This window comes from Nitrospira sp. (genome assembly GCA_029194675.1).
Lineage (GTDB): Bacteria > Nitrospirota > Nitrospiria > Nitrospirales > Nitrospiraceae > Nitrospira_D.
Map to the genome: position 1 here is coordinate 260,683 of JARFXP010000001.1, position 13,020 is coordinate 273,702.

The window sequence follows — 13,020 nt, forward strand, 5'->3', positions numbered from 1 at the left end:
GGGACCAGAAGGGAGGATGCTTCTATCAGATCCGTTGCCCCTTGTCGTGGCGGCCTATCTCGTCATAGCGGTCGGCATGGCCGCGTTGTGGGCTGTGCAACAGAGAACAAGGAATGCCGCAATCGGGGACATCGGATGGTGCGGGGGACTGATTGTCGTCGTGTTGTGGTATGCCACGCACGCTCCCGGCGGGATCGAGCGGAAACTCCTGACCGTGATGTTGGTGACACTCTATGCGGGACGACTCGGACTCTACATTTTCTTCAATCGCGTAAAGGGGAAACCGGAAGACGCCCGGTATCGCCGACTCCGGGAGGAATGGGGTGAGACCGAGCCTTCAAAAATGTTCTGGTACTTTCAGCTGCAAGTCCTCGCCTTAGCCGCCTTTTCACTCCCGTTTTTAGTGTTGCTTTGGAATCCACGGACATCGATCACGGTAGTCGAGCTGGTCGGGTTACTGATCTGGGCTGTGGCCGTGGCCGGCGAAGCAGCGGCAGATCGACAACTTGCCAGGTTCCGCGCCGATCCGAGCAAGCGGGGCCGCGTCTGTCGCGAGGGCCTGTGGAGTTACTCACGCCATCCGAACTATTTCTTTGAATGGCTGCACTGGTGCTCCTATGTCGTAATGACGCTGGGAATGCCGGGTTGGGCGTATACCTGGATCGGGCCGATCGGGATGGGGATTGCACTACTAAAAGTAACAGGTATTCCGCGCGCAGAAGCGCAGGCCCTTGTCAGTCGAGGAGAAGAATATAAAGCCTATCAGGCTACCACCAACGCGTTTTTCCCGTGGTTTCCTCGGACGAGGCCAGACACGTCTCCTTATTCCCCACGTAGCCGGCCCAAAAAACAATAAACGGGATCACCCATCCCAAGGCTCCGGTCAAGAGGGGACTGCACATCGTCCCTCCCCCCATTACTCTGTGAACGGGACAAGATCTCAAACAATGACGTCCCCCTCCCGGTGCCAGTTACATGACTCGGTCGCATCCCGGTTGGGAAGCGAAATGGTGACAGAAACCACTTCTCCCAGACTTGCCCACAAAAAATTCAGTGCGCACAGCATATGCCACTACTCTCGCCTGGCTCTGTTCCGCTCACATATTCCTTATAGGCTTGGTACGCCTTCAGGGCCCATTCTTCACCAGGACACCCCTGCATGGTCATGGCAACTTCCAGGAACTCGATCAATTCCTCTTCTGTGATGCCTTTATCGCACGCCATCTTGACATAGGCTCGGATACAGGGCTCACATCGGATCGCAATGGAGATCGCCATGGCCGTGAGCAGTTTGTACTTGGCTGCGACGGTTGCATCTCGATAGGCTTCCTGCCGCATACGCAGCAGCCCGCCAGTGACTTTGGGACTCAGCTTTCTCAATTCAGTAAATAGCTCGGTTTCTTTCGTTGTGGGTTCCGTCATGACGATTTCCATCCTCTCGCCTACAATACTCCATTGATTCGCTGTAGCCGCCAGCTATGGCTGCACCTGCCGCGCTTTGTATGCCGATAGCGGGCTGCTGGCGCCTTCTATAGCTTTGATCAACACCTCCACACCACTTTTCTCCGGATCGAATATCACCACGGCGCGCGCGTCCGCGTAGTCGGAGAACAAGATCCACTTCTTTGCGATGGTGAATTCTACGGCACTAACGCCAGGCAATTTGGCCAGCGCAGCTTTCACGTCCTTGACGCACCCTCCGCAGGTCATCCCATCGATCAGCAATGTGACGGTCTGCTGGCTTGAGCTTGCCGCGACACGTTCCTGGAACCCGGTCAGGCTCAGGATGACTGCACCGATCACAACGAGTTTCCACATGGGCGGTTTCCTCCTCTCCATCACCCTGCTTCCCAGGGGAAGAACGGTTGGACGGAACATGACGACTCATAGCTCAGATCCCTCGCCTTTCAAAAACTTATACACTCAACCAATACGGTGCCAGAACAAGTGCCAACGCCAAGGATGCCATGATCCAGAGCCATATCCTGTCTCCACTTTTCAGATCTCCTTGAGTACACACTTCTCCCGGCATGCATCCTGCTGACACTGGCTTCCTATAAGCAAGATAGAAGCTGATACCCAGCAGAAGCATCGTCAGACTGATGAAGACCGGCCGATAGGGCAAGAGTGCCTTCAGAAATCCGGCCGTGTCAGCCAGAAATCCTGCGGCCCCAATACCAACACCGAGGGCGGCAAACACCACCGGCCCGATGCAGCAGATCGAGGCGAAGAAGGCGGCCACGAGCCCACCAACAATTGTTGTCGTTCCGCCTTTCGTCAATGGTGGCCCTCACCCATTTTTCTTTTGCTCACTCCTTGTGGAGCCCGCTCGCTTTTCTTCCAGACTCGCCAGAATCGGACAGTGCGCTGTCGGCCGCTGAGCTCGGCAAGTGCGGATTAACCTCCTCAGCCCCGTCGCAAGCGATTGCAGATCCCGCACTTTGGCTTCTACATGTTTCAACTTGGCCTCCGCTTTTTGTTGGATATCCCCACAGCGGGCCGTCGATCTGACACGAAGATCGAGGAGTTCCTCGATCTCATGGAGTGTAAAACCCAACGCCTGGGCATTTTTAATGAAGCGGAGACGTCGCTGCGCCTCGTGGTTGTAGAGTCTGTAGCCGGATGGCAACCGAGAGGTGGGGCCGAGTATGTGGCGTCGTTCGTAGTAGCGAATCGTTTCGATATGCACCCCAGCATCTTTTGCGAGCTGTCCAATTGTGAGTTTGGTCGGCATGTCCACCTCATTGATGACGATACACCCTGTACTATAGTACCGAGTCAAGAAGGTTGCGTGTCTTTCATCCTCTTCCTAGCTCTAAGGATCTCTTGAACGTGTGACTTTCCTGAGCCGCCTGCACGGGCCAGTCTCTGGAGGTGGTGTGACTGTAAGCCAGCTCACAGAAACGATATGCCTTTCCCTGTATATGGATGTATCAAGCTATCTCGATAGATCTGGGATCGATACATGGACGGATCATTCCAGAGCGATTTATCTTCCTAAGAGAGGGGACCATGCCGATCGACACCATCACCAAAACTGTGAGTGACCGATACGCACGGGCTGCCGCGACAGGCGAGCAGATGTGTTGTCCGACGAGTTACGACCTCGCGGACCTGAAATCGTTTATCCCTGACGAGGTGCTCAAGATTTCCTATGGGTGCGGCACGCCAGCCGGTTTACAGACCGTCCGTTCCGGCGAGACAGTCCTCGATATTGGTTCCGGTGGAGGAATCGACTGCTTCGAGGCCTCGCGACTGGTCGGCCCATCCGGGCATGTGATCGGTATCGATATGACAGACACGATGTTGGAGATCGCGCGCCGCAATGCACCGATCGTCGCAGCGAATCTGGGCTATGCCTCCTTGAATGTGGAGTTTCGAAAAGGGATGGCGGACACCATGCCGGTGGACGACAACCTGATCGATCTCATCATTTCCAATTGCGTCATTAACCTGGCACCGGATAAACGCACGGTCTTTCGGGAGATGTTCCGTGTCACCAAACCAGGTGGGCGTTTTACGATCTCTGACATCGTGTCGGACCAACAAGTCCCTCAATACTTGGCTCACGATGCGGAGAAATGGGGGGATTGTCTCTCAGGCGCGTTGACGCTCGCGGACTACATGGCTGGTATAGCGGCAGTCGGCTTTCTCGGTATCCATCTCGTCAAGTTTTCACCCTGGCGCGTGATCGATGGCATCCACTTCTTTTCGGTGACGTTGACCGGTTACAAGCTACCACTGGCAGCAACGACGGCTTCAGTCGGGTACGCCACGCTTCGAGGCCCCTTCAGTGGAGTGACCGATGAACGAGGCACGACCTATCACCGTGGCATCCCACACCCAATCACGCCTGACGATGCACTGTTGTTGAGTGCTCCTCCTTTCATTGACCACTTTCTCCTGACCACCGAGCCCGTACCACTCGACCACAACGATCCGCGCTGGACCGCCGTCTTGTCCGACAATGTTTCTTGCACCTGGCAAGGCCACTATGCGTTGCTGGCTGGCCCCTTTGTGGAAGTTGAGGACGACGATCACCATACCTATCGCCGAGGAGAACCTTTGGAGGTCTGCTCCAAAACGGTGGCAGTACTGGAGGCTCAAGGGTACCGGCCACATTTCGCCATTTTGAATCGAGCCGGCGAACACGTGAGTGGGGAGCCTGTGACCTGTTCACCTGACGGAGGCTGCTGTTGATGAAGCCCGGCTCCACCGGAATTATGCTTACCGTGGACCAATGCGCCCTGACGCTCAAGGCCCTGGCGGACCACACGCGGTTGCGTATCCTGGAGTCGTTACTGGTTGAGGAGAAATGCGTGACGGACCTCGTGCGGTGCTTACACTGTCCGCAACCGCACATCTCCCATCATCTCCGTATTCTCCGAGATGCCGGATTAGTCGAAGGAATTCGGGCGGGCCAGCAGGTGTGTTATCGCATTGCACCAAAGGTTCAACCCCTGCTCGCCCATCGGCAAGGACGGGCGCTCAACTTCGGATGTTGCGAGCTGCGCTTCCCGGATCCGGTGTTCAGCCATGTTAAGCGTAGGACACACCTGCTGACGTGATGGTGGATTTTCGAGGTGCTTCTCGCGTGCTCACGGAGACACAACCATGCCGCTGACTTTACTCGGACGACAGAATCCTCTTGCCTCCTCCGATGAACAACTCAAGGTTCTTATGGGTACAGTCGGGTGTCCTCCATTCGAACGGCGTCTCGATCAGGCCGGCTTATTCCCGCTCCATGCCACGGGGATCACCATCCTTCAGATCAACGTCGGCAAACTCTGCAACCAAACCTGCCGACATTGTCACGTCGATGCGGGACCGGATCGTACTGAAATCATGTCGGATGAGATAGCCGATCTCTGTCTCGCGGCGTTGGCGAAAACCGACATTCCCACCATCGATATTACGGGCGGGGCACCGGAGCTCAATCCGAACTTTCGCCGGCTGGTCGAACGGGCCCGTGCCCTCGGGCGTCATGTGATAGATCGGTGCAACCTCTCCGTCTTACTGCTTCCCTCTCAAGCGGATCTTGCTGAATTTTTGGCTGCCCACCACGTTGAAATCATCGCCTCACTTCCGGCCTATCGCGCTAGTCAGACTGATGCGCAGCGGGGGGGAGGAATCTTTGAGAAATCCATCGAGGCCCTCACACGTTTTAACAGACTCGGATACGGGCGACCGGAGAGCGACCTCGCCCTGAACCTCGTGTACAATCCGGTCGGCGCGTTTCTCCCGCCGAAGCAAGAGGCGATCGAAGCCCAATTTCGGAAAGAGCTCCGGACACGATACGACATTGAGTTCAACCATCTCTATACCGTCACCAACATGCCAATCAGCCGATTCCTCGAGTTCCTGATCGAAAGTGGTAATTACGATGCCTATATGGAACGCCTGGCCACTGCCTTCAACCCTGCCACTGCGGCAGGCGTCATGTGCCGATCGATGATTTCCGTGGGGTGGGACGGCACGCTGTATGATTGCGACTTCAATCAGATGCTTACGCTGCCGGTCAAGGAAGGCATGCCGCGCCATATTCGCGACTTTGATCCCACCCGCCTCAGCACACGCAGGATTGTGACGGGCAACCACTGCTACGGGTGCACGGCCGGGGCTGGCTCGTCCTGCGGCGGAGCGGTGATGACGGCAACTCCCACACAGTAGGCAAACACATATGGACTTGTCACTTTTCACATGTCTCTTGGTGTTATCTCTGGCTTTCGCCAATGGCGCGAACGACGTGTCCAAGGCTATTGCCACCCTCGTAGGCAGCGGCGTCGCCGATTATCGGACCGCCATCTTATGGGGAACGTTCTGGACGACCGTCGGCGCTGGGCTTTCGGGACTGGTCGCCACCGCGATGGTGAAGACCTTCAGCCAAGGGCTCCTGGCGCCAGGCGTTGCCTCATCGTCCATCCTTGCGACTGCCGTGCTCGCCGGCGCTGTCCTCTGGGTGCTGGTCGCGACCCGGAGCGGTTTGCCTGTTTCCACCACCCATGCCTTAACCGGCGCGATCGTAGGGACAGGCCTTGTCGCTTTTGGGACTGAGGGCCTTCTGTGGGAGGGAATTGGAAAGAAAATTCTATTACCGCTCATTCTGAGTCCACTGCTGGCGTTGATGGTCTCGGGCTTGATCCACTCTCTTGTCCGCACGCTTGCGGCACGGTGGGAAGGCACCTGTCTCTGCGTGATGCCGACTGCCAGAGCATTGGTTATGATCGATACCCAAGGTGCCACGCGCACGCTGTTTCAGACGGCAGCCCTGGGACAACCTGTGGTGACAGTTCCGGCCCAGTGCGATCGGGCGGGACTGAAGGGCCTTGTTGTTGGTTTGGACAGTATCCATTGGTGCTCAAGTGGTTTAGCCTCCTTGGCCCGGGGAATGAATGACGCCCCCAAGATAGCCGCCATTATGCTGTTGGGCAGTGCCGTCACCACCTGGTCCAGTGGGTCTTTTCAAGCGATAGCCCTCATCGGCGTAGCGGTGGCAATGGGCCTCGGCAGCTATGTGGCAGGACGCCGTGTCACGCAAGTCCTCGCCGAGAATGTCACACGAATGGATCACAGCGAAGGGTTATCTGCGAACCTTACCACTTCCTCGCTGGTGTTTGTATCCGCTGTGATGGGGTTGCCGGTCTCAACAACCCATGTCAGCAGTTCGTCTATCATCGGTATTGGATTGTTAAACGGCATCAGCAGCATTCGATGGCCCACCGTGCGCGATATGGTCCTCGCCTGGGTCGTCACGCTTCCTGCCTCCGCATTACTTGCTGCACTCGCCTATCATTTGTTTGCCAAGCTGGTGTAAGAGATCGAACCTTTGTGTCAGGGGGCGCGTGTAAGCGGGCAATAGCGATGGACAGATTTTCCGGGCAATGGTACCGGAACCCCAATTTGCACACGAAACGCTTCCATCAGCGTACGGATGTCTCGTACAATGCTGCCCGGCTTGCTCAGACACAGCCCAATTCTTCGACAACACGACAAAGCAATACACCTTCACGGAGACGTACTATGGCCAAACAACAGTCACCTGCTGAAATAATGCGGAATCTCGCTATCGGATATTGGGTCGCCCGCCTCATCCATGTGGCCGCGAAACTCAGACTGGCGGATCTACTGGGAAAAGGATCAAGGACTGTCGAAGATTTGTCGACAGCTGCCGGCGTGCAGCCAGAGCCGCTCTACCGAATTCTCCGCGCCCTGGCGAGCGTCGGCATCTTTACAGAAACTAAAGGTCGACGGTTCAAGCTGACGCCGCTTGCTACCACACTTCAGACAGGCGTTTCAGGCTCCATGTATGCGTGGGCGCTCATGATCAACGACACTTGGGGATGGGACTCCTGGAAGGAACTCCTCTACGGAGTGAAGACCGGTGAGGTCCCGTTCCTAAAGGCTCACGGGGTCCCGATCTTTGAATATCTTGAGAAACACCCGGAGGATCTTGAGGTATTTGGTGAATCGATGACGAGTATCTCCCAGATCGAGAACCCCGCAGTAGCCGCGGCCTATAAGTTCTCAGGGATCCGGACGCTCGTCGATGTCGCCGGGGGACACGGGAGCCTTCTGGCTACGATTCTTAAAGCAAACCCGCGACTCCAAGGCGTGCTCTTTGACCGAAGCCCCGTCATCGCTCGCGCTGAGAGTGACCGCCATATGACGGCGAAGAGCATCACGGAACGTTGCAGACTCGAATCCGGAGACTTCTTCGATGCCGTGCCGAAGGGGGGCGATGCCTATCTCATGAAGTACATTCTGCACGATTGGAACGACGAGGCATGCGTCAAGATCCTCAGCAACTGCCGCGCAGCCATGAATGAGAAGGGGAAAGTCTTAGTCGTTGACAACGTCATTGCCCCCGGGAACGATCCCAGCTGGGGCAAGCTCCTCGACATTCAGATGCTCATCATAGGAGGACGCGAGCGGACAAAGGAAGAATTTGCTGCACTATTTGCCGCAGCGCGGTTGAAGCTAACCCGAGTCATCCCGACCAAATGCTCACTGAGCATCGTCGAGGGAGTTCCTGTATAAGGAGAACACAGAGTTCTCGGTCTTGTAGGCTATGGTCGTGTCTTAACGCATATAGATCGGAACCTCCACGATCAGCTGGTCAGATGCGGTGACACGAACCCGTTCCATGTGCCATTATATTTGCGTGACCGCATCTTCCGCTCCTTCGAGTAACCGTTGCACTTCTTCAAGATAGATTTCCGTCGTCGCGTAATGCTGATGGCGCATCATCTTCTGTACCCGCGTGGGATTCGCGTCATTGAGCAGCGCAAACATCGTGGTCGAGTGCCGCAGACCATGGACCACGATGCCCGGCTTCTTGACGCCCGCTAACAAAAGTCCCTCCGTAATGACGCGGTGAATCGCCCGCGTGGAGAGCCGCTTTCCAGCAGCCGTCACCACGTTCGCACCTCGATCATAACAGACCGTCGTCGCAAACAGCGGATCACTTCCCTACGGTGGTTCCGGCCGGAGCCGCAGATAGGCTTGGATCTTGTCATAGACCTCCCGCAACACCTGCATGGACTCATCGGCCGATGCTCTCCCCTTCCCATGCACCCATAGCTTCCATTTTTCTCCCGGCACGTGCTCCTGCAGATGTTCAATCCGTGCCCAACTGACTTCAATGGTGCGCAACCCCGTCTTCAGCATCAGATAGGCCATCACGCTCAGCCCGTCGTCCCCATCTTCTGGGGATAACCGTGTGAACAAATCGACTTGCGTATACGAGTGACAGCGCATCATGGGCTCCTCAGCATGTTGCCTATTTTTTAGGCGTCCGCTATGTCTGGAGCAGCCCACCACTTGTGGTAGAGACCTGGAATCTTCTGAGTGTATCGCCATGCGTCATCTGCTGGGAAGGATAATCGACGGTAAGTGCGACTGAACCTTCGCTGTCACCTCACAGCGGCCAGCCCTGATCTGCAAAACTATAGAGACGGTCATCACCGAGAATGAGGTGATCGAGGAGCCTGATGCCGAGCAAGTCGCCAGCTTCGCGCAGGCGTGTGGTGAGCGTCCGATCCTCAGGGCTCGGCGTGGGATCTCCGGACGGATGATTGTGGACGGCAATGATCGCACAGGCGTTGAGGAGGATGGCCGGTTTGAAGACTTCACGAGGGTGCACAAGGCTAAGAGTGAGTGTGCCGATCGAGACAATATTCACGCCGATGCTGACATTCTTGGCATCCAGACAACAGACCAGGAACTGTTCGCGATCGAGCCCGACAAAGCACGGGCGCAATGCCGCTGCTGCGGCAGCGGAATCACGAAGAGCGCCGTATGGAGCGGTGTGACCGCCCTCAGCGACGAGCGTGACCCGGTAGCGCGGAATGAACTGTGGAATGGGAAGTCGGTTGACGGATTGTTTGGCCATGGTGGCACCTCCTGCATGTTGAACGAACTGGCGCTTTCGCAGAAACCGAAGCGCCAGGGCAGGACAACGGAGGTGACAGGGCGAGGACTGCCGAAGCAGCACGGGCGGATGAGCACTCAGCGGCGACCGTGACAGGCTCTCGCTGGCGCGGACGCTGCGTCAGGCGATCCGTGCGCGGCAGGCCACCGACCTTCCATGGCAAAACAAGTTCCGATCGATCGACGATGACCCCTGAACGCGCCCTACTGAATCACTTCGTTGCAGTGAATCTACCCCTCTCCACCCTACTGTTTTCAGCCGTCCTCTCCGCATATACGTAGTTCCAACAGGCTTGCATCAAAAACTGAACCTCACTACATGTCACCCCCGTTTGGCGATAAGTGCGAGCAAGAGGCTCTGCAAACTCGCCACAGAAGCCACTTCACAGAAAGGAAGGGAAGATGGGAGAGGTAATGACAAGAGCGGGTGTGACACAGGAGAGGGAGTCAGGGACAGGGACCGTGCGAGGGGTCAGCCGAGGGAATGGGAGTCTAGTTGGTGCCGCCTCGTGGCTCCTCGGGGTGGTCATCCTGGTGGAATCGGAGCCGGCCTGGGCCCAGATCACCAAGGTGAATACGGTGATGCAAAACGTGCAAACGGTCCTGACGAGTGTGGCGGTGACCCTCTTTACCGTCGCCATCATGTGGGCGGGCTTCAAGATGGCCTTCAGCCATGCCCAATGGTCCGACGTGAGTAACGTTGTGATCGGCGGCATCTTAGTGGGCGGCGCTGCGGGCATCGCGGCCTGGTTGATCAACTAGCATGGACGGATTTCGCGATCCCATCTTCACCGGTTGCACGAGGCCCGCAATGTTGGGCGGCGTGCCGATCGTGCCCCTGATTCTGATCGGCGGCCTGACGCTGTTGGTGTCGGTCTGGCTGTACTACCTCGTGAGCGGCTACGTCTCGCTTGGGATCGTGCTGATCACGATTCCCATCCTGCTCTGGATGCGCCAGACGACAAAGATGGACGATCAGCGATTGCGCCAGGTGATGATGCGGGCGCGGATGCGACTCCGGCATGGACCGAGTCGCACCACGTGGGGTGCCATTTCCTATGGCCCCCTGTCCTGGAAGACCAGACGAGCACGGTGGAAGAGTTGAGTATCAAGAGACCTATGACCATGATAACCAGAGCCGCCCTGACGAAAGCCGCGTCCGCCCAGATTCCCGCGAGTGACTATATCCCGCTGGGCACGGCGATCACGCCCACCGTCATCACTTTGACCGGCGGCGAGTACCTGGCCTGCTGGAAACTGGAGGGGATCACGTTTGAAACAGCCGACCGTTCAGAAGTTCTGCTGCGCAAAGAAGCGCTGCACCAGTTTCTCCGATCCTTGGGCGGCGGGTCCTTCGCGATCTGGTCGCATAAAATTCGACGGGTCGTCACCGAGCGGTTGCAGGGCACCTCCCCCAATCCCTTCTGCCAACACCTGAGCGACCGTTACTATCAGTCATTTACTCAACATCGACAAATGGCGACGGAGTTGTACCTGTCCCTGCTCTACCGACCCTTTCCGTCCAAAGTCGCCAGCTTCTTCACTCGGATGTCCACGCGCACCCTCGCCCAACGACGAGAGCACGAAACCGCACAGCTGACGATTCTTGAAGACATGAGCAAGCAGCTCGAAGCGAGTCTGAGTCGCTATGGGCCCACACGCTTGGGCACCTACACGAAACAGGACATCCTGTACTCCGACCAGCTCGCCTTTCTGAGCTACCTCATCAATGGAGTCTGGGAGGAAATCCCGCTCCGCCGGGCACCGTTGGCCTCCTACCTCCCCTCGTCTCGCCTGCACTTCGGCGACCGGACGGGCATGCTGGAAATCTGGCACCCACGTGAGAAGAAATTCGCCGGGTTTCTCGACATGCAGGAATACCCGCCCTTCTCCGAACCAGGCATGAATAACGGCCTGCTCTATAGCGACGCCGAGTACATCGAGACCCAGAGCTTTTCGTGCCTCAACAAACGCGCAGCCCTCAAATCGCTCGACACCCAGAAAGGACACTTGATTGCCTCGGAAGACGCGGCAACGCGCGAGATCGAACAGATGGACCAGGCTGCGGATGACCTGCAGAGTGGGCTCATTGACCTGGGCCAGTACCATTACAGTCTGGCCATTTTCGGTCACACGATGGAATCGGTGAGCACCGCCCTCGCTGATGCTCGCGCCGTCTTTCAGGACGGGCCGGGGTTCAAGATGGCGCGCGTGGATGTCATCCCCGAATGTGCCTGGTTCGCGCAGATCCCAGGCAACTGGAGTCTACGGCCACGCGAAGCCGTGATCACCAGCCGCAACTTTGTCTGCCTCAGTCCCTTTCACAACTTCGCGCGCGGCAAACGAGCGGGCAATCCCTGGGGTGAAGCCCTCGCCCTGTTCAAGACCCCAAGCGGGCAACCCTATTATTTCAATTTCCACGTGTCCCCGGAAGACCGGGATTCGCGCGACGAGAAGTATCCCGGCAACACCTTTATCTGTGGCAGCACCGGCGTGGGCAAGACTGCGCTTGAATTGTCTCTCCTGGCCTTCGCCACCAAGTACCAGGGCCTCCGCTGTGTGGTCTTCGATAAGGATCGCGGCGCGGAGATCGGCATCCGTGCCATGGGTGGAACGTATCAGTCGCTCAAACGCGGCATGCCGACCGGCTTCAATCCCTTCCAGCTCGAACCCAACCCCAACAACTGGCAACTCTGCGAACAGCTGGTGGCGCAACTCGTGAAGCAGCCTGGTGACGAGATTCCATTGCTCACCGCGAAGGAGCAGAGCGAGATCAGCCAGGCCGTGCGGACGGTCATGAGTGAATCGGTCTCACCGGACCTGCGTTGTCTGTCCCTCCTCCGCCAGAACCTGCCGGCGACCGGCGACCAGAGTGTGAGGGCCAGGTTGAAGCGATGGACCCGCGGCCACGCGCTGGGCTGGGCCTTCGACAATCCGCAGGACACTCACAAACTCAGCGGCGCACGATTATTTGGCTACGACTATACGGACTTTCTGGATGATCCCGAAGTCCGCACTCCGATCATGGCCTATCTGCTCCATCTGACCGAACGGCTGATCACGGGAGAACCCTTCATCTATGTCATGGAGGAATTCTGGAAGCCGCTGCAAGACCCGCTGTTTGCGGACTTTGCCTTCAACAAACAGAAGACCATCAGGAAACAATCCGGCCTCGGCGTCTTTGTGACGCAATCGCCGTCCGACGTGCTGAGACATCCCATTGGTAAAACGATGGTGGAACAGAGCGTAACGCAGATCTTCTTGCCCAATCCTCGCGCCGACCATGACGACTATGTCCAGGGATTCAAGGTGACGGAGGCGGAATTTCACATCATCAAAAACCTCGGGGAGGCAAGCCGTTTGTTTCTGGTGAAGCAGGGTCACAGTTCCGCAATCGTGCAATTCGACCTGGGCGGTATGACCGATCTCCTAAACGTGCTCTCCGGCACGACGGACAACGTGGCGCTGTTGGACCAGATCAGAGCCGACGTGGGTGACGATCCCACAGACTGGCTGCCGCTGTTTCATGAACGCATCGCGGCGAGGAAACGACTCCGGCGGGAGAACATGAGAGGAGTCTCGTAGAGCAAC

The 13,020-nt window shown here is 57.2% G+C and carries 16 protein-coding genes; 9 read left to right on the forward strand and 7 right to left on the reverse strand.

The window, feature by feature from the left end; all coding sequences use genetic code 11:
• The first annotated feature begins 16 nt into the window (after positions 1-16).
• Positions 17-856: a DUF1295 domain-containing protein gene (locus tag P0120_01225; protein ID MDF0672950.1), complete on the forward strand. Its 840-nt coding sequence runs from the start codon at positions 17-19 to the stop codon at positions 854-856.
• A 194-nt stretch (positions 857-1,050) separates the two neighbouring features.
• On the opposite strand, the gene P0120_01230 is transcribed toward P0120_01225, so the two are convergent.
• From P0120_01230 to P0120_01245, 4 genes are all read right to left on the reverse strand, one after another.
• Positions 1,051-1,422, reverse strand: a complete 372-nt coding sequence (locus P0120_01230) for a carboxymuconolactone decarboxylase family protein (protein ID MDF0672951.1) — start codon at positions 1,420-1,422, stop codon at positions 1,051-1,053.
• A 54-nt stretch (positions 1,423-1,476) separates the two neighbouring features.
• On the reverse strand, positions 1,477-1,818 hold the full coding sequence (locus P0120_01235; protein MDF0672952.1) for a heavy-metal-associated domain-containing protein: 342 nt from the start codon (positions 1,816-1,818) through the stop codon (positions 1,477-1,479).
• Between the two features lie 97 nt (positions 1,819-1,915).
• Complete coding sequence (locus P0120_01240; protein ID MDF0672953.1) at positions 1,916-2,281, reverse strand: mercuric transporter MerT family protein; 366 nt, start codon at positions 2,279-2,281, stop codon at positions 1,916-1,918.
• Between the two features lie 9 nt (positions 2,282-2,290).
• Positions 2,291-2,734 (reverse strand): heavy metal-responsive transcriptional regulator, encoded by a 444-nt coding sequence (locus P0120_01245; GenBank protein ID MDF0672954.1) that lies wholly within the window; start codon positions 2,732-2,734, stop codon positions 2,291-2,293.
• 278 nt (positions 2,735-3,012) lie between these two features.
• On the opposite strand from P0120_01245, the gene P0120_01250 reads away from it, so the two are divergent.
• The 5 genes from P0120_01250 (at position 3,013) to P0120_01270 (ending at position 8,037) form a co-directional block, all read left to right on the forward strand.
• Positions 3,013-4,200: a methyltransferase domain-containing protein gene (locus tag P0120_01250; GenBank protein MDF0672955.1), complete on the forward strand. Its 1,188-nt coding sequence runs from the start codon at positions 3,013-3,015 to the stop codon at positions 4,198-4,200.
• Complete coding sequence (locus tag P0120_01255; protein MDF0672956.1) at positions 4,200-4,568, forward strand: metalloregulator ArsR/SmtB family transcription factor; 369 nt, start codon at positions 4,200-4,202, stop codon at positions 4,566-4,568. Before P0120_01250 ends, P0120_01255 begins: the two co-directional genes overlap by 1 nt.
• 46 nt (positions 4,569-4,614) lie before the next feature.
• Positions 4,615-5,670 (forward strand): arsenosugar biosynthesis radical SAM protein ArsS, encoded by a 1,056-nt coding sequence (gene arsS, locus P0120_01260; protein MDF0672957.1) that lies wholly within the window; start codon positions 4,615-4,617, stop codon positions 5,668-5,670.
• Positions 5,671-5,680: 10 nt separating this feature from the next.
• A complete protein-coding gene (locus P0120_01265; protein MDF0672958.1) occupies positions 5,681-6,814 on the forward strand; it encodes an inorganic phosphate transporter in 1,134 nt (377 codons plus the stop codon).
• 206 nt (positions 6,815-7,020) lie between these two features.
• Entirely contained in the window at positions 7,021-8,037 is a 1,017-nt protein-coding gene (locus P0120_01270) for a methyltransferase (protein ID MDF0672959.1), read from the forward strand.
• A 114-nt stretch (positions 8,038-8,151) separates the two neighbouring features.
• Here P0120_01270 and P0120_01275 read toward each other — a convergent pair whose 3' ends face one another.
• The 3 genes from P0120_01275 to P0120_01285 form a co-directional block, all read right to left on the reverse strand.
• Positions 8,152-8,418: a tyrosine-type recombinase/integrase gene (locus tag P0120_01275; protein ID MDF0672960.1), complete on the reverse strand. Its 267-nt coding sequence runs from the start codon at positions 8,416-8,418 to the stop codon at positions 8,152-8,154.
• A 51-nt stretch (positions 8,419-8,469) separates the two neighbouring features.
• Positions 8,470-8,760, reverse strand: a complete 291-nt coding sequence (locus tag P0120_01280) for a hypothetical protein (protein MDF0672961.1) — start codon at positions 8,758-8,760, stop codon at positions 8,470-8,472.
• A 157-nt stretch (positions 8,761-8,917) separates the two neighbouring features.
• Entirely contained in the window at positions 8,918-9,391 is a 474-nt protein-coding gene (locus P0120_01285) for a JAB domain-containing protein (GenBank protein ID MDF0672962.1), read from the reverse strand.
• A gap of 452 nt (positions 9,392-9,843) precedes the next feature.
• Here P0120_01285 and P0120_01290 point away from each other — a divergent pair, with 452 nt between their 5' ends.
• The 3 genes from P0120_01290 to P0120_01300 are packed head-to-tail and all read left to right on the forward strand — an operon-like array spanning position 9,844 to position 13,014.
• Positions 9,844-10,191 (forward strand): TrbC/VirB2 family protein, encoded by a 348-nt coding sequence (locus P0120_01290; GenBank protein ID MDF0672963.1) that lies wholly within the window; start codon positions 9,844-9,846, stop codon positions 10,189-10,191.
• 1 nt (position 10,192) lies between these two features.
• The gene (locus tag P0120_01295; protein ID MDF0672964.1) at positions 10,193-10,534 is read left to right on the forward strand and encodes a VirB3 family type IV secretion system protein; all 342 of its coding nucleotides are present in this window, start codon (positions 10,193-10,195) and stop codon (positions 10,532-10,534) included.
• A gap of 20 nt (positions 10,535-10,554) precedes the next feature.
• Entirely contained in the window at positions 10,555-13,014 is a 2,460-nt protein-coding gene (locus tag P0120_01300) for a VirB4 family type IV secretion/conjugal transfer ATPase (GenBank protein MDF0672965.1), read from the forward strand.
• Positions 13,015-13,020 lie beyond the last annotated feature (6 nt).